Origin of the sequence: Streptomyces sp. NPDC126510 (genome assembly GCF_040302345.1) — a bacterium.
In the GTDB taxonomy this organism is placed as follows: Bacteria; Actinomycetota; Actinomycetes; order Streptomycetales; family Streptomycetaceae; genus Streptomyces.
This window is the reverse complement of sequence record NZ_JBEORR010000042.1, coordinates 34,465-50,360: the sequence shown is the minus strand read 5'-3', so window position 1 is coordinate 50,360 and position 15,896 is coordinate 34,465. Positions and strand designations below refer to the sequence as shown.

General features: G+C 72.5%; 14 protein-coding genes and 1 pseudogene. 7 read left to right on the top strand and 8 right to left on the bottom strand.

Annotated features, from left to right (window positions below; translation table 11 throughout):
- Positions 1-170 precede the first annotated feature (170 nt).
- Positions 171-1,163: a phosphatase PAP2 family protein gene (locus ABTX60_RS38070; protein WP_352101505.1), complete on the top strand. Its 993-nt coding sequence runs from the start codon at positions 171-173 to the stop codon at positions 1,161-1,163.
- Positions 1,164-1,240: 77 nt separating this feature from the next.
- Here the strand turns inward: ABTX60_RS38070 and ABTX60_RS38065 are convergent, their stop codons facing one another.
- A complete protein-coding gene (locus tag ABTX60_RS38065) occupies positions 1,241-1,456 on the bottom strand; it encodes an I78 family peptidase inhibitor (RefSeq protein WP_352101504.1) in 216 nt (71 codons plus the stop codon).
- Between the two features lie 446 nt (positions 1,457-1,902).
- On the opposite strand from ABTX60_RS38065, the pseudogene ctaD reads away from it, so the two are divergent.
- Positions 1,903-3,579, top strand: a pseudogene (gene ctaD / locus ABTX60_RS38060) (aa3-type cytochrome oxidase subunit I); the annotation flags it as partial.
- On the opposite strand, the gene ABTX60_RS38055 reads toward ctaD, so the two are convergent.
- The 3 genes from ABTX60_RS38055 to ABTX60_RS38045 are packed head-to-tail and all read right to left on the bottom strand — an operon-like array spanning position 3,473 to position 6,376.
- Positions 3,473-4,513: a helix-turn-helix transcriptional regulator gene (locus tag ABTX60_RS38055; RefSeq protein ID WP_352101503.1), complete on the bottom strand. Its 1,041-nt coding sequence runs from the start codon at positions 4,511-4,513 to the stop codon at positions 3,473-3,475. The pseudogene ctaD and the gene ABTX60_RS38055 overlap by 107 nt on opposite strands.
- A 38-nt stretch (positions 4,514-4,551) precedes the next feature.
- On the bottom strand, positions 4,552-5,838 hold the full coding sequence (locus ABTX60_RS38050; RefSeq protein ID WP_352101502.1) for an ABC transporter substrate-binding protein: 1,287 nt from the start codon (positions 5,836-5,838) through the stop codon (positions 4,552-4,554).
- Entirely contained in the window at positions 5,813-6,376 is a 564-nt protein-coding gene (locus ABTX60_RS38045; protein WP_352101501.1) for an MTB12 C-terminal domain-containing protein, read from the bottom strand. The genes ABTX60_RS38050 and ABTX60_RS38045 overlap by 26 nt, the downstream gene beginning before the upstream one ends.
- A gap of 145 nt (positions 6,377-6,521) precedes the next feature.
- Here ABTX60_RS38045 and ABTX60_RS38040 point away from each other — a divergent pair, with 145 nt between their 5' ends.
- The 3 genes from ABTX60_RS38040 to ABTX60_RS38030 are packed head-to-tail and all read left to right on the top strand — an operon-like array spanning position 6,522 to position 10,344.
- Positions 6,522-6,998, top strand: a complete 477-nt coding sequence (locus tag ABTX60_RS38040; protein ID WP_352101500.1) for a hypothetical protein — start codon at positions 6,522-6,524, stop codon at positions 6,996-6,998.
- The gene (locus ABTX60_RS38035) at positions 6,998-9,706 is read left to right on the top strand and encodes an ABC transporter permease subunit (RefSeq protein ID WP_352101499.1); all 2,709 of its coding nucleotides are present in this window, start codon (positions 6,998-7,000) and stop codon (positions 9,704-9,706) included. Before ABTX60_RS38040 ends, ABTX60_RS38035 begins: the two co-directional genes overlap by 1 nt.
- Positions 9,703-10,344 (top strand): ATP-binding cassette domain-containing protein, encoded by a 642-nt coding sequence (locus tag ABTX60_RS38030; RefSeq protein ID WP_352101498.1) that lies wholly within the window; start codon positions 9,703-9,705, stop codon positions 10,342-10,344. The genes ABTX60_RS38035 and ABTX60_RS38030 overlap by 4 nt, the downstream gene beginning before the upstream one ends.
- A 72-nt stretch (positions 10,345-10,416) precedes the next feature.
- On the opposite strand, the gene ABTX60_RS38025 is transcribed toward ABTX60_RS38030, so the two are convergent.
- Positions 10,417-11,049, bottom strand: a complete 633-nt coding sequence (locus ABTX60_RS38025; RefSeq protein WP_352101497.1) for a LysM peptidoglycan-binding domain-containing protein — start codon at positions 11,047-11,049, stop codon at positions 10,417-10,419.
- Between the two features lie 544 nt (positions 11,050-11,593).
- Here ABTX60_RS38025 and ABTX60_RS38020 point away from each other — a divergent pair.
- Positions 11,594-12,376: a DUF8842 C-terminal domain-containing protein gene (locus tag ABTX60_RS38020; RefSeq protein ID WP_352101496.1), complete on the top strand. Its 783-nt coding sequence runs from the start codon at positions 11,594-11,596 to the stop codon at positions 12,374-12,376.
- An 85-nt stretch (positions 12,377-12,461) separates the two neighbouring features.
- Entirely contained in the window at positions 12,462-12,893 is a 432-nt protein-coding gene (locus ABTX60_RS38015; protein ID WP_352101495.1) for a hypothetical protein, read from the top strand.
- A 61-nt stretch (positions 12,894-12,954) separates the two neighbouring features.
- Here the strand turns inward: ABTX60_RS38015 and der are convergent, their stop codons facing one another.
- From der to cmk, 3 genes are all read right to left on the bottom strand, one after another.
- A complete protein-coding gene (gene der / locus ABTX60_RS38010) occupies positions 12,955-14,448 on the bottom strand; it encodes a ribosome biogenesis GTPase Der (protein WP_352101494.1) in 1,494 nt (497 codons plus the stop codon).
- A gap of 81 nt (positions 14,449-14,529) precedes the next feature.
- Positions 14,530-15,177, bottom strand: a complete 648-nt coding sequence (locus ABTX60_RS38005; RefSeq protein WP_352101493.1) for a lysophospholipid acyltransferase family protein — start codon at positions 15,175-15,177, stop codon at positions 14,530-14,532.
- Positions 15,174-15,836: a (d)CMP kinase gene (gene cmk, locus ABTX60_RS38000; protein ID WP_425576586.1), complete on the bottom strand. Its 663-nt coding sequence runs from the start codon at positions 15,834-15,836 to the stop codon at positions 15,174-15,176. The genes ABTX60_RS38005 and cmk overlap by 4 nt, the downstream gene beginning before the upstream one ends.
- Positions 15,837-15,896 lie beyond the last annotated feature (60 nt).

Sequence of the window (15,896 nt, the reverse complement as noted above, 5' to 3'; positions counted from 1 at the left end):
GCAATAAAACCCCCGTCCGAAATGATCAAAGGAATTGAAGGCCGCAGCGTCCGACGAATGCAGATTCACTGGAAATAAACCTCCTCCTGAGAGGAATCCCACATCACATCGTCATCACAAAGCCGTTGATTCGCCCGGGATCTCAGCTCACTCGCTGTAACGTCGATTGGGTGCGTACCGAACCGAAGCTCACCCGTCTGGACCGGGTCTTCGCCCGGCTGGACCGTGAGCCGGAACGACCGGCCCACATCGATGTGCCGAAGATGAGCAGGCACCGCATCGTGCTCTTCGCGGCGACCCTCGCCTTCTACGGCGCCATCGTGTGGGCCGTGGTGATCACGTCCTGGCTGGTCCGGCTCGACTGGCAGGTCATGTTCTTCCGCCCCTACCAGCAGTGGTCGGAGATCCACTGGTTCGTCGACTACTACGTGGTCCTCGGACAGCGCGGCCCGACCGCCGTCATGGTCGCGGCCTGGCTGGGCTGGCGCTCCTGGCGGCAGCACACCCTGCGGCCCCTGCTCGCGCTCGGCGTCTCGCTGCTGCTGCTGAACATCACGGTCGGCGCCGCCAAGTACGGCATGGGCCGCCTGGGGCCGCACTACGCGACCATCATCGGCTCGAACGAGATGTGGCTCGGCGGCGATATATTTCCGAGCGGTCACACCGCCAACGCCGTGGTGACCTGGGGAATCCTGGCCTACCTGGCCTCCAGCGCCAGAGCGCAGCGGTGGCTGTCCGCCGTGTCCGCGGTGACCTCGCTCGGCGTCGGGATGGCCACCGTCTACCTCGGTACGCACTGGCTGAGCGACGTGCTCCTCGGCTGGACCGCGGGTCTGCTGATCCTGCTCGGCCTGCCGTGGTTCGAGCCGCTGATCGCCCGTGCCGAGGACGCGCTCTTCGATCTGCGCGACCGTCTGCGGGCCCGCAGGCGCCGTACCTCGGCGGTCCCGGTCGCCGCGCCGCCCGTCGTGGTCACGCCCTTGCCCGACCGTGACGACGTCGCGGCCTGCTCGTCACGGCCCCCGGTGCACCTGACGCCGGGTCCGCACACGGTCCGCTCGGAGCGCTCGCCGGTCACCCCGGCCGGCAGCCGCCGCCCGCCGCACCCGGAACGCCACCCGCGCGGTTCCGCCTCGTCGGCCCGGCCGGTGACGGGCGGCTGACCACCGGCCGGTACGCACCCCCGCCCGGCACGGCGAAGGCCCCGGTTCCGGAGCGGAACCGGGGCCTTCGCCGGATCTCAGCCCTTCCAGGCCCGCGCCACCCGGCCGCCCTTGACCTCGAAGTTCAGCCGGCCCACGCGGTACTCCATCGTGATGATCGCCCCCGGCGGCAGCGCGCGCACCGTCGGCCAGCCGCGCTCACGCGCGAGGCGTTCGGCCCGGTCGGCCTCCAGGCCGACATAGGTGTCCGGGCTGTCGTCGGGTTCCGTGGAAGGTGTCGGAGTCGGTGCCATGCCGCCACGCTATGTCCTGCCCGGCGACCGCGGAAGTCCGGGCCGGCGATCGCGCGAGCCGGGTCGCTGCCGGTCACTGTCCGCCTCCCGTCACGCTTCTGTCACAAGATCACGACAGGAGTTTCGGGAGCCGTCCGTCACACGGACGAGCGGTTCCCTACGCCTTCCGCAGGCATTCGATCGTAATTCCCGCGTGTCCCATGAGCTCATGGAAAAGCCCGGCGGAAAGTTCCGGGAGAAGTGCCTTCCGGCTCCGTTGCTTTCCGCTGCCGGACCGGCCCGGTGAAGTCGGCGCGGTACAGGAAATGCATGGCTCCGGCACAGAGAGGCCGGTACGCCCCCTGTCGGAGCGCGCGGTGACGCGAGCATCATGGCGTGAGCTCGCGGGTACCGAGGCGCGGGCTACGGCGGGCCCGGTACGCGACGAGCGAAGGGGCGAGCTGGCGATGGGGACGCAGACCGTACATGCGGCGACGCCGACCGAGCCGCGCACACGGCACGGCCGGGTGGTGGTCGACTGGCTGACGACCACGGACCACAAGAAGATCGGCCATCTCTACCTGGTCACCTCGTTCGTGTTCTTCCTGATCGCCGGGGTGATGGCGCTGCTGATGCGCGCCGAGCTCGCCCGGCCTGGCCTGCAGATCATCGACAACGAGCAGTTCAACCAGGCGTTCACGATGCACGGCACGATCATGCTGCTGCTGTTCGCGACGCCGAGCTTCGCGGGCTTCGCGAACGAGCTGATGCCGTTGCAGATCGGCGCGCCCGACGTCGCCTTCCCGCGGCTGAACATGTTCTCGTACTGGCTGTTCCTGTTCGGCGGGCTGATCGTGCTCGGCTCGCTGCTCGTGCCCTCCGGGCCCGCCGACTTCGGCTGGTTCGCCTACGCCCCCCTCAACAGCGCGGAGCGTTCGCCGGGTCTCGGACCCGATCTGTGGATCATGGGGCTCGCCCTGTCGGGCTTCGGCACGATCCTCGGCGCGGTCAACTTCATCACCACGATCATCGGGATGCGCGCCCCGGGCATGACGATGTTCCGGATGCCGATCTTCGTGTGGAACACCCTGTTCACATCGATCCTGATCCTGATGGCGTTCCCGGTGCTGGCGGCGGCGCTGCTGGTGCTGGAGGCGGACCGGCGGTTCGGCGCGCAGGTCTTCGACGCGGCCAACGGCGGGGCGATCCTGTGGCAGCACCTGTTCTGGTTCTTCGGCCATCCCGAGGTGTACATCATCGCGCTGCCGTTCTTCGGCATCATCACGGAGATCATCCCGGTCTTCAGCCGCAAGCCGCTGTTCGGCTATCTGACGCTGGTCGGCGCGACGATGGCGATCACCGGCCTGTCGATGATCGTGTGGGCGCACCACATGTTCGCCACCGGCGCGGTGCTGCTGCCCTTCTTCTCCTTCATGAGCTTCCTGATCGCGGTGCCGACGGGGGTCAAGTTCTTCAACTGGGCCGGCACCATGCTCAAGGGCTCGCTGTCCTTCGAGACGCCGATGCTGTGGGCGACGGGCTTCCTGGTGACCTTTCTGTTCGGCGGGCTGACCGGGGTGATCCTCGCGTCGCCGCCGCTGGACTTCCACGTGACGGACTCGTACTTCGTGGTCGCGCACTTCCACTACGTCGTCTTCGGCACGGTCGTCTTCGCGATCTTCGCCGGCTTCTACTTCTGGTGGCCGAAGTTCACCGGGAAGATGCTCGACGAACGGCTGGGCAAGATCCAGTTCTGGGCGCTGTTCGTCGGCTTCCACACCACGTTCCTGGTGCAGCACTGGCTGGGCGCAGAGGGCATGCCCCGCCGGTACGCGGACTACCTCGCCGCGGACGGGTTCACCGCGCTCAACACCGTGTCGACGATCGGCGCGTTCCTGCTCGGCATCTCGACACTGCCGTTCCTCTACAACGTGTGGAAGACCGCCAAGTACGGCGAGAAGGTCGAGGTCGACGACCCCTGGGGCTACGGCCGTTCCCTGGAGTGGGCGACCTCGTGCCCGCCGCCGCGGCACAACTTCACGACGCTCCCCCGGATCCGTTCCGAGTCCCCGGCGTTCGACCTGCACCATCCGCAGTACGCGGCGGTGACTGCGCAGCCCGAGCCAGAGCGCCATCAAGCCGGTCCCGGGTCCTCCTGATCGCCTCGATCAGCTCCACCGGCTCCAGCACCTCGAACTCGAAGCCCAGCATGACGACGTGGATGACCATCACGTCGAGGCTGCCGGCGCCGCAGCGCAGCAGGCAGCTGTCCGGCCCCTCGGCCTCCAGCACCCCGGCCGAGGGCGAGATGTGCTCGGCGGCCTCCTCCAGCGGCACCAGGAGCCGCACGACGGCGTGGGTGGCGTACGCGCGAGTGGAGACGCCCTGGGAGACGTAGGCGGCGAGGTCCTCGGCGGGGGGCGTGCGGGGGGTGAAGCGCGGGCCGTGCGGCGGCTTGGGCGTGACACGGTCCATGCGGAACGTGCGCCAGTCGTCCCGGTCGAGGTCCCAGGCGACCAGGTACCAGCGGCGTTCGGTGCACACCAGCCGGTGCGGTTCGACGGTGCGGCGGGAGGGGGTGCCGTCGTGGCCGCGGTACTCGAAGCGCAGCCGTTCGGCGTCCCGGCACAGACGGGCGAGTTCGCTGAGCACGGCCGGGTCGACCGAGGAGGGCAGCGTGCTGCGCAGCATCGGCACGGTGAAGGCGTTCAGGGCTCCCACGCGGCGGCGCAGCCGGTTCGGCAGCACCTGTTCCAGCTTGGCGAGGGCCCGGACCGAGGTCTCCCCGATGCCGTCGATGCCCTGCCCGGCGGCCGTGCGCAGTCCGACCGCGACGGCGACGGCCTCGTCGTCGTCCAGGAGCAGCGGCGGCAGTTCGGCGCCGGCGCCCAGCTGGTAGCCGCCGCCGGTGCCGGGGCTGGCGTTGACCGGGTAGCCGAGTTCGCGCAGCCGGTCGACGTCCCGGCGCAGGGTGCGGGCGCTGACGCCGAGCCGGCCGGCCAGGTCGGCGCCGGACCACTCGCGGTGGGCCTGGAGCAGGGACAGCAGACGCAGCAGACGGGCCGAGGTCTCCAACATGGGGCGAGTCTGCCAGCCCTTGCGGACAGCCGCTGTCCTCAAGGCTCGTAGGCCAGTTGCGGGACGGTGAAGCAGGTGCGGTTCATGTCCCCCTGGCCCACCCAGCCCCTGCCGTCCTGCCAGCGGGCCACCGACAGGCAGGTCCGGCTGGTCTTCGGCGGCTCGGGCAGGCGGTCGAAGCGGACGGGGAGCAGCAGCCCTCCGGCGGTGTAGCCCTGGCTGCGGTCCATGAAGGAGTCGACGCACGCGCGCGTGATGCCCGTGGCCGCGCAGGACATCGCCGCGTCCGTGAACCACCGTGCCGCCGCCCACCCCTCTAGCTGCCACTGGGCGTGCGTCTTCAGGCCCTTCGTCGCCTCGCGGAACTCCCGTACGGCCGGGTTGCCGGTGTCCTCGAAGTTGCGGCTGGCGCCGGTCGCCCACAGGGCGTTGCGGCAGCGCGGGGCGTCCTTGTAGTCGTCGGCGACGGTGGACGTCCAGTTCTGCACGTTGGTCACCTTGGCGGTGACGTGGGCGCCCGCCTCGTCCATGGCCTGGCAGAGCCGGGCGTTGCCGTGCCCGTCGATGGCGTCGAACACCAGGTCGGCGCCCTGCTCCTTCAGATCGGCGGCGACGGCGCGGAAGTTGGGCAGGGCGAAGTCGACCTGCTCGGTGACGACCTTGTACCCCTCGGCGCGCAGGCCGCGTTCGACGAGCCGCGCGTAGGCGGCCGAGGCGGACTGGTTGTAGGAGACGACGGCGGCGGTGCGGGCGCCGTGCTCGCGTTCGAAGTAGCGGTAGACCTCGGTGCCGCCGTACAGCGTGCCGTCCCAGCCGGGGGTGCCGTCGCGGGGCGCGAGGCTGCCGTAGATGCCGTAGAGGTGCGGGTAGGTGTCGTAGGCGGTGCCGATGGGCTGGCCGCCGATGTCGGGGACGCCCGCGCGCGAGACGCGGGAGGCGCCCGCGTAATCGAGGGCGGTCGTGGCGACCAGGGCGACGACCTCGTCCTCCTCGACCAGCTTGTGCACGCACTCGTTGTTGCCGACACCGCTGCCGCCGTCGTCGCAGGTGCGCACCTCGACCCGGCGCCCGTCGATGCCCCCGCGCGCGTTCAGCCGGTCGAAGAAGGCCCGGGCGCCGTCGCGCGGTCCGGTGAAGGCGCTGCCGCCGACCGGGCTGGTGGCGCTGGCGATGATGCCGACCCGCAGGGGCGCGGCGTCGCGGGGTGCGGGGGTGCGGTCGTCGTGCTCGAAGTCGCTCTCCGGGAGCCGGCTGCCGCAGGCCGCGCTCAGGGAGAGCAGCAGCACAGCGGCGAGGATCTCAGCAACCCGGGACCGGCGACGCATTGCCGCTCATCTGCACCAGCGAGCACAGCGCCTTGACGGACACCTTCCAGGTGCCCTCCTCCTCGACGGCTGTCCCGGAGGCGTTCGGCAGAGCGGTGGCGCCCTTCAGGGTGAGCGTGTACGTCACGTCCGCCTCGGTCGCCGAGGTGAACTCGACCTTGGTGACCTTCGCCTGGACCTGTCCGCCGCGCTGGTCACCGCTGAAGGCCTGGAGGACCGGCCCCATCCGGTCGCCGTTCTGCAGGATGGCCTGCTTCTCCTCGGTCGAGGTCTGCGGATCGAAGAACTTCTCCCAGTTCTGCCTGATCTCCGCCTCCGCCGCGGCCCGGTCCGCCGGGGCGCTGGCCGGCGCGCTCGTGGTGCGCTCCGCGGTCGGTGTGGGCGGGGTGCTCTCGCTGCCGCCGCCACTGTCGTCGCTGCATGCCACGAGGGCCGGTGCGAGGGCCAGGACCAGGGCGGCCGCGATCGCCGTACCCCGTCCCGCGGTGCGTGGGCCCCCCGTCGCGTTCCCCCGCCTGAGGTCGCTGCCGAGAACCATCTGGCTCACCACCGGGTGTCGGTCCGGGCCATGTGCGCCCGGTGCTTTCAGGGTCAGCTTCCACAGGGCATAGTGCAAGCGATCGGCGGACTTGAACAGGCAGCCCGACGCACGCACCGCCGAATCCGACGTGTGGGAGCCAGCGATGCGGACCAGCCGACTGCGGACCGTGCATCCCGTCCTGTGGGCGGGCTGGGCCGCCCTGGCCGCCGGCGCGGTGCTGTGCGCCGTGGGCTGGTACGGCGTCTCCGGCGAGCGTTACGCCGAACGGCAGCTGCCCTACCTGGCCTCCTGCACGATCCCCGGGGCGGCGCTGATCATCGCCGGGGCGGTGCTGCTGGCCCAGGGCAGGGGTTCGGTCGCCGCCGCGCGCGTGGAGGAGCTGTACGGCCTGCTGGTGGCGGCCGGGCCGGCCGGGACGGAGGAGACCGGCCGGGCGGTGCTCGCGCCCCTCGCGGTCAGCGGCGACCTGCTGATGGTGCCGGGCGGCACGCTTTGGCACCGCGCGGACTGCCCGCTGGTCGCCGGCAAGGCGGAGGCGGTCCCGGTGGACTCCAAGCTGGTGGCGAGCGGCGAGCTGGACGCCTGCCCGATCTGCGAGCCGGCCGAAGAAACCGACTGATGTCCTCCCTGACGTACGACCTCACGCTCGCCGGGCTCTCGGTCGGCAGCGCGGCGGCGCTCACCGGGATCGGCCTGATCGTGACGTATCGCGCGACGGGCGTGCTCAACTTCGCACACGGCGCGATCGCCATGGTGTGCGCGTACGCGCTGCGGCAGTGCGTGGTCGAGTGGGGCTGGCCGCTGTGGCTCGGGGCGACGGTGACGCTGCTGGTGCTGGCCCCCGGCCTGGGCGTGGTCCTGGAACGGTTCGTCTTCCGGCCCCTGGCGGTCCTGGGCGGTGATCCGGCGCAGACGCTGGTGGCGTCCATCGGGGTGTTCGTGCTGCTGGTGGGCGGGGCGGCGCTGGTGTGGGGGCAGGGGGCCCGGGACGACGCGCCGGTGCTGGTGCCGGACGAGCCGTGGGGGCAGCTGGCGGTGGTGCTGGTGCTGGCCGCGGGGGTCACGGCGGTGGTCCGCCGCACACGGTTCGGGCGGGAACTGCGGGCCGTGGTGGACGACCGCCGGCTCGCCGTGCTGGGCGGTGTCGACGCGGACCGGGTCGCGGCCGCCGGCTGGGCGTTCGGTGCGTTCACGGCAGGGCTGACGGGTGTGCTGCTGGCACCGTACGTACGGCTCGACCCGTACGGCCTCTCGCTGCTCGTGATGGAGGTCGTGGCGGTCGCGGTGGCCGCGCGGATGCGGAGCCTGCCGGTCGCGGTGGTGGTGGCGCTGGGCATCGGAGTGGCGCAGAGCCAGCTGACGCGGCTGCATCCATCGGGCTGGGCCGAACCGCTGCTCCAGGCGGTCGGCACGAACCTGTTCGTCGTCGCGCTGCTGGTCGCGGCGCTGGTCCCGCCGGGCGTCGGGGAGCGGGACGCGCTGCCGCGCACGGCCACGGCGCGCGCGGCGACCCCGCCGGGCGTCTGGATCGTGGTGCTGGTGCTGTTCCTGCTGCCGCTGGGTCTCGCGGGCCGGGACCTGCACACCTCGGTCCAGGTGCCGGCGCTGGCCGTGGTCCTGCTGTCCCTGGTGGTGGTCACCGGACGCGGCGGCCAGATCTCCCTGGGACAGGCCGCGTACGCGGGTCTGGGCGCCCTGTTCACGGCGCTGCTGGCGGCAGGCCGCTTCCCGGGCCTGCCCCGCCTGCCGGAACTGGCGGCCCTCGCGGCGGCCGTCGTGCTGGTGGCACCGCTCGGCCTGCTGACGGGCTGGCCGGCGATCGGCCGCCGCGGCCTGGCCCTGGCGCTGGCGACGTTCGCGGTCGGTGTGGGGGTGAGCCGTTTCGTCTTCGCCCAGCCCTACGCCACGGCGGGCCTCACGCTCGGCCGCCCGGCGGGCTTCGACGGGGACCGGGCGTACTACGTCCTGGAGCTGCTCCTGCTGGCGGTCGCGCTGCTGGCGACGCACGCGCTGCGCCGGGGGCGGACGGGCCGGGCCCTCGCCGCCATGCGGGATCACGAGCGGGGCGCGCAGGCGGCGGGCGTCCGGGTGCCGTCCCTGAAGCTGCTGGCGTTCGTCGCGGGTGCCGCGCTGGCCGCGCTGGGCGGCGCCATGCTCGGCATGGGGCTGCGTGCCTTCGACGCGGGTGCCTACGACCCGGTGCGGGGTCTGCTGTGGTTCGCGGCGGTGGTGGTGCTGGGCGCCGACAGCACGCTCGGCGCCCTCGCCGCCGCGGCCCTCCTGGTGGGGCTGGACGCGGGCACGCGCGGCGGGGTCGCGGCGGCCCTGGTCGGCGTCCTGGCGATCCTGGTGGGCCGCTTCCCGGGCGGCCCGTACGAGGCTCTGCGCGCGACGGCGGACCGCCTGCGGCCGCGCCCCACCCCGGCGCTGACGGAGGTGGGCCTGCGGACCCGCGCGCTGCTGCACCCGGCGGAGCCGCGGGCGGCGCGGAGGGCACCGGTGCCGATGGGGGCGACGGGCGTGGTGCGGAGGGCGAAGGGGGCGGGAGGGACGGGACCTGTCGGCCGACGCGAACGCCGCGACGGCGAGGGCCGTCCGGAACGCCGCCCGATGGCCGCGGCCCCCGCCGCCGCGCCCCTCCTCACCGCCCGGGACCTCCACGTCCGCTACGGCGGCCTCACCGCCCTCGACGGGGTGGACCTGGGCCTCTCCCCCGGCCGGATCACCGCGGTCGTGGGGCCCAACGGGGCCGGGAAGAGCACCCTGTTCCACTGTCTGGCCGGGACACTGCGGCCCGGGCGCGGGACCGTGCGGCTCGGCGGGCGGGACATCACCGCGCTGCCCGCCCACGCCCGCACCCGGCTCGGTGTCGCGCGGACCTTCCAGCAACTGGCCGTCTTCCCCTCGTTGACCGTGGCCGAGAACGTCCGGGTGGGGGCCGAGCAGGGCCGGGTGGCCGACCCGGGCGCGGTCGAACGCGCCCTCAGGCTGCTGGGGCTCGACGGGCCCGTACGCGCACGGCCCGCCGCCGCACTGCCCACCGGGACGCTGCGCCGCGTCGAGCTGGCCCGGGTCCTCGCGGGCAGCCCGCGCATCCTCCTCCTGGACGAGCCCGCCGCAGGTCTGGACACCGCCGAAGTGGCCGCACTGACCCGGGTACTGAAGGCCCTGGCCGCCGACGGCACGGCTCTCCTCGTCGTCGAGCACGACCTGGACCTGGTGGCCGGTCTCGCGGACGTCGTGCAGGTGATGACCGCGGGCCGCATCATCGCCTCCGGTCCGCCCGGACACGTCCTGGACGCCCTGGAACGAGGGGCCGGACGATGACGACGCTCTCCCTGCGCCACGCACGCGTGCGCTACGGCCCCCTGGAGGCGCTGCACGGCATCACCCTCGTCGCTCCCGGCCCGGGGCTCACCGTGCTGCTGGGCCGCAACGGCTCCGGCCGCACCACCGCCCTGAACGCCCTGGCCGGCACACTGCCCCTGTCGGGCGGCGCGGTGGTGTGGGACGGCACGGACGTGACCCGCGTCCCGGCCTACGAACGCGCCCGGCGCGGGATGTGCCTGGTGCCGGATCGGCAGGCCGTGTTCGGCTCGCTCACCGTGCGCGAGAACCTCGGACTCACCGCGCGCGACCACACCGTGGCCCTCGACGCCTACCCGCAGCTGCGTCCCCTGCTGGAGCGGCGCGCGGGCACCCTGTCCGGCGGGGAGCAGCGCATGCTCGCCCTCTCCCGGGCACTGCTCGCACGCGCGCGCGTGGTGCTCGTCGACGAGCCCGCCCAGGGCATGTCGCCCTCGGTCGCGGCCCGGACGTACGAGCTGCTGGGCGCCCTCGACGCCTGCGTGGTGATCGCCGAGCAGCGGCTGCCACCCGCCCTGCGGGAGCGGCCCGCCGTCGTCTACGAACTGCGCCGCGGGGCGGTCGTGTTCGCCGGGGAGGCGGGTGAGCTCGGGAACTGATCCGGGGCGGCAGGGCCCCGTCCGGTCGGCCGACCGGACGGGGCCCTGGTCCCGGCGAGGGGCAGCGGCGGCTCAGAACCTGAGGCGCAGGCCGGGCACGATCACGTCGGGGTCCGTCCCGATGGCGGCCCTGTTGGCGGCGTAGAGGCGCTGCCAGGTGGTGCCGTGCCGGGCGGCGACGCCGCTCAGTGTGTCGCCGCGGCGGACGGTGTAGTCACCGCGGGAGGAGCCGCGGTCCGCGTGTTCCGTGGCCCGCGCGGGGGCCTTCGACGGCTTCGCCACCGAAGGCCCGGTGGAGGTGACCGGGTCGGCGGCGGGTGCGCCGCCGCTCGCCCCGGCGCGTGCCGAGCAGACGGGCCAGGCGCCCCATCCCTGGGCGCGCTGGACCTTGGTGGCGACGGCGATCTGCTGGGACCTGCTCGCCCGGTCGGCGGTCGGCGCGTAGGCCGTGCCGCCGTAGGCGTTCCAGGTGGAGGGGGCGAACTGGAGTCCGCCGTAGTAGCCGTTGCCGGTGTTGATGTGCCAGTCGCCGCCGCTCTCGCACTGGGCGATGCGGTCCCACACTCCGCTGTCGGCCGCCGCGGCGTTCCCGGTCGCGGCCAGCAGTCCGAGGGGCGCGAGCAGTGCCGCCCCGGCGAGGACCGCCGTCGTACGAACCTGGTGCTTCCGGGCGGTGGAGCGAGTGGTATCGGCACATTCGGACATGTAGGTCCCTTTCGAAACACCCGGGATCCCCCAAGGCGGAGCACGGCTCCCGCGCCATGGGACGCGAGGGTCGCGCTCGCCCCGTCCACCGGAGCGGTGCCGTGCCCGGTTCCTTGGGAACCCGGCGGCCGGTGGACGTACCCGAGCGGTGCTCGTTGCACACGGCGGAGGAATCTAAGGAGGTGGGCGGCCGGCATCAACCAGTCGCCCGTCCGGGCAGGCCAGTTCACCGATACCTCGGGTAACGGCAATTTCCGGACACCCACTTCATTCGCGGATTTCCGGATTTGTCGACCAGCACCCCTGGCGATCTGTGACCCACTTCACCCTCCCAACGCCCCTTACAGTACGGGGAGTTGACGGTGAGTGCGCGATTCCGCGCGAAGCGTGACTCCGTGCGCTGGATGGTTCGATTCCGTTCGCCCTGGGGCGTGACTCCCGCCACAGATCGCCCGTTGTCTTCTGCATGAGCCGGGACCTACCCGGACCGCGGGCCGGGAGCCACCCGGCTTTGCCACGCACCGCATCCCCGAGGGAGCCACCCGTGCCGCGCATGCTCGACGTCAGCGACGAGGTACGCGCCGAGATCGGCGACGAAGAAGCCGACCGCCTGCTCGCCGGAGAGACCGCCCCGGGCAGTTACGACTGCACGTCCTGCCGCACTCCGGGCGACTCCGCGCAGGAGCGCACCAGCACCGTCCTGTTCATCGGCGACGAGACCGCCGTCCTCGCCTTCGCCCACGCCGGGTGCCTGCCCTCGCAGGTCGTGCAGGTCACCGAGGAGCAGCTGCGGGGCGCCGTGAAGTCCATCACCGGCGACACCGTCGACCTGGAGCCCGACAAGGTGGTGCCCGAGCAGGCGGTGCTCGGCGTGACCAGCGGGCTCGTCCTGATCGGCGGGGAGCTGCACCCGGCGCTGGTGGTCGAGCCGACCGGGGCCATCGCCCGGCCCGGCTCGACCGGCGGCGGTGACGAGTTCCTGCCGCTGCTCATCGAGCAGGGCTTCATGCCGCTGACCGAGCTGTCCGCCGTACCACCGGTGCTGCACGGCTGGTCGGTGCTGCTCGCCGTGGGTCAGCTGCACGCGGTGCTCCAGCCGGGTGCGGGCGGTGGCCAGCCGGTCGCCTGGTGGCAGGCGCACCAGCCGCTCCAGGTGACCGAGGGGTGGCGCGCGGCCGCCAACAAGCACCAGCAGGTGCTGATGTTCGCCGCGCCGGCCGGCTCGATCGGCCGCCAGCCGCGCGAGGACCTGCTGCGGGACGCGCTGGACAAGGCGGCGGCGAACGGACAGCTGGTCGCCTCGGCGCTGCCGCTGGCCGGTACCTGAGCCGCACGTCACCCGTCCACGCCGTCCACCTGCGAAAGCCGTACCCGGGCCGCATCCCTTGACCCGCGGGGTCGTTTGGACATACGTGCACGCATACGACGTTCCCCGCCGCCAGTCCTTCACGCCGATCCCGTCCGCGCGATCGGCTCAGGACTCCCAGGGCGGCCCATCGGCCACGCCGATCTACGACGCGCTCTACGCCGAGTACGTCAAGTCCTTCCGCGCACTGCCAGGCGACCGCAGCGGCGAGGAAAAGCTGGGCTTCACCGCCTTCGGGAACACCCCGCACGGTTCCGGCTCGTACGGAGGGACGTACGGAGGGACGTACGGCAGCTCGTACAGTGCCTACAGCGCGGGCGCCCAGAGCGCCCGACATGCCGCCGGGCAGCAGCCGCAGTGGCAGCGCGTCGGGACCGTCGGCTCGTACGGCACGGGCTCGTACGGCACGGGCGCGTACGGCACGGGGATGCACTACGTCCCGGCCGCGCTGCCGCCGGGACGGCGCGGCGACGTCTGAGCGAGCACCGGACACCGGAAAGGGCGGCCCCGTTCGGGGCCGCCCTTTCCGGTGTTTCGCGCTACTTCTTCTTGCCGCGCTTCTCGCGCACCCGCACCGAGATGTGGATCGGCGTCCCGTCGAAGCCGAACTCCTCGCGCAGGCGGCGCTCGATGAAGCGCCGGTAGCCCGCCTCGATGAAGCCCGAGGCGAACAGGACGAACCGCGGCGGCTTGGTGCCCGCCTGCGTGCCGAACAGGATGCGCGGCTGCTTGCCGCCCCGGACCGGGTGCGGGTGGGCGGCGACCAGCTCACCGAGGAAGGCGTTCAGCCGTCCCGTCGGGACCCGGGTCTCCCAGCCCGCCAGCGCGGTCTCGATCGCCGGCACCAGCTTCTCCATGTGCCGGCCGGTGCGCGCCGAGACGTTGACCCGCGGCGCCCACGCCACCTGGCCGAGCTCGGTCTCGATCTCCCGCTCCAGGTAGTAGCGGCGCTCCTCGTCGAGGGTGTCCCACTTGTTGTACGCGAGGACGATCGCGCGGCCCGCCTCGACGGCCATGGTGACGATCCGCTGGTCCTGCACCGAGATGGACTCGGAGCCGTCGATCAGGATGACCGCGACCTCCGCCTTCTCGACGGCGGCCGCGGTGCGCAGCGAGGCGTAGTAGTCGGCGCCCTGCTGGAGGTGGACGCGCTTGCGGATGCCCGCCGTGTCGACGAACTTCCAGGTGACGCCGCCGAGTTCGATCAGCTCGTCGACCGGGTCGCGGGTGGTGCCCGCCAGCTCGTTGACGACGACGCGCTCCTCGCCCGCCACCTTGTTCAGCAGGGAGGACTTGCCGACGTTCGGGCGGCCGATCAGGGCGATGCGGCGCGGGCCGCCGATGCCACCCGCGCCGAAGGTCTGGCGCGGCGCGTCGGGGAGCACCTCCAGGACCTGGTCGAGCATGTCGCCGGTGCCCCGGCCGTGCAGCGCGGAGACCGGGTGCGGCTCCCCCAGGCCCAGCGACCACAGGTAGGACGCGTCGGCCTCGCCGCTCGGGCCGTCCACCTTGTTGGCGCAGAGCACGACCGGCTTGCCGGCCTTGCGCAGCAGCCGGACGACGGCCTCGTCGGTGTCGGTGGCGCCGACCTTGGCGTCGACGACGAAGACGACCGCGTCGGCGGCCTCGATGGCGTACTCGGCCTGGGCGGCCACGGAGGCGTCGATACCGAGGACGTCCTGCTCCCAGCCGCCGGTGTCGACGACCTTGAAGCGGCGGCCGGCCCACTCGGCCTCGTAGGTCACGCGGTCGCGGGTGACTCCGGGCTTGTCCTCGACGACCGCCTCACGGCGCCCGATGATGCGGTTCACCAGAGTCGACTTGCCGACATTGGGGCGGCCGACGACGGCGAGCACGGGCAGCGGGCCGTGACCCGCCTCCTCGAGGGCGCCCTCGACGTCCTCGAGGTCGAAGCCCTCCTCCGCGGCGAGCTCCATGAACTCCGCGAACTCGGCGTCGCCGAGCGCCCCGTGGTCGTGCTCGTCGGCGCCCTCGGACGCGTCCGAGCCGTCGGGCTGGATGTGGTCGTTCATGAAGTCCGTACCTCGTCGTTCATTCGTGGTGGTCGGTGGAGTACCCGGGGTGTTCCGGGCTGATCCACTACTCAGTGTCGCCTAGCGCCTGGTGAGGTGCCTGGCGTTTTCCAGGTGGGCGGCCAGCTGCTTCTGGATGCGCCCGGTCGCCTCGTCCAGCGCTTTGCGCGTCCGGCGGCCGCTGCCGTCGCCCGCTTCGAAGGGCTCGCCGAAGACGACGTCGACGCGGGACCGCAGAGGAGGCAGCCCCTTTATCAACCGTCCCCGCCGCTCGGAACTTCCCAGCACGGCCACCGGCACGATCGGGGCGCCGCTGCGCACCGCGAAGTACGCCAGGCCGGCGCGCAGCGAGGCGAAGTCGCCCTCGCCCCGGGTGCCCTCCGGGAAGATGCCGAGCACGCCGCCGCTTTCCAGGACGCCCAGCGCCCGGGTGATGGCCGTGCGGTCGGTGGTGTCGCGGTCGACCTTGACCTGCCCGATGCCGAGCAGGAAGGGATCCAGCGGGCCGATGAAGGCTTCCTTCTTGATCAGGAAGTGCGTCGGCCGGGGCGCCACGCCCATGACCATGGGGCCGTCGATGTTGTGGGAGTGGTTGACCGCGAGGATCACCGGGCCGCTCGCGGGCACCCGCCAGGCGCCGAGCACGCGCGGCTTCCACAGCCCGTACATCAGGCCGACGCCGATGCGCCGCCCGACCTCGGCACCCCGCGCCGAAGGAAGCTCGGTCACTTTCCGGCCCGCTTCTCCTCGACGAGGGTGACGACGCACTCGATGACCTGGGCCAGCGTGAGCTCGGTGGTGTCCACCTCGACGGCGTCGTCCGCCTTGGCGAGCGGGGAGGTCTTGCGGCTGGAGTCGGCGGCGTCGCGCTTGATGAGCGCCTCGCGGGTGGAGTGGACGTCGGAGCCCTTCAGCTCACCGCTGCGGCGGGCGGCGCGCGCCTCCGGGGAGGCGGTGAGGAAGATCTTGAGGTCGGCGTCGGGCAGCACGGTCGTGCCGATGTCCCGGCCCTCGACGACGATGCCCTTCTCCGCCGAGGCGGCGATCGAGCGCTGCAGCTCGGTGATCCGGGCGCGCACCTCGGGCACCGCGCTGACCGCGCTGACCTTGGAGGAGACCTCCTGGGTGCGGATCGGGCCGGCCACGTCCACCCCGTCGACCGTGATGGCGGGCCCCTCCGGGTCGGTGCCGGAGACGATCTCGGGCTTGCCCGCCACGGCGGCGATGGCGGACGGGTCGTCTATGTCGATGCCGTTGCTCACCATCCACCAGGTGATGGCCCGGTACTGGGCGCCGGTGTCCAGGTAGCTCAGCCCGAGCTGGGCCGCCACGGCCTTCGAGGTGCTCGACTTGCCGGTGCCGGCGGGGCCGTCGATGGCGACAATCACTGGCGTGGCGCTTTCCACAGTGGGGACCTTCCTGAACCGGGCTCGGCGGGGGTGAGGGCG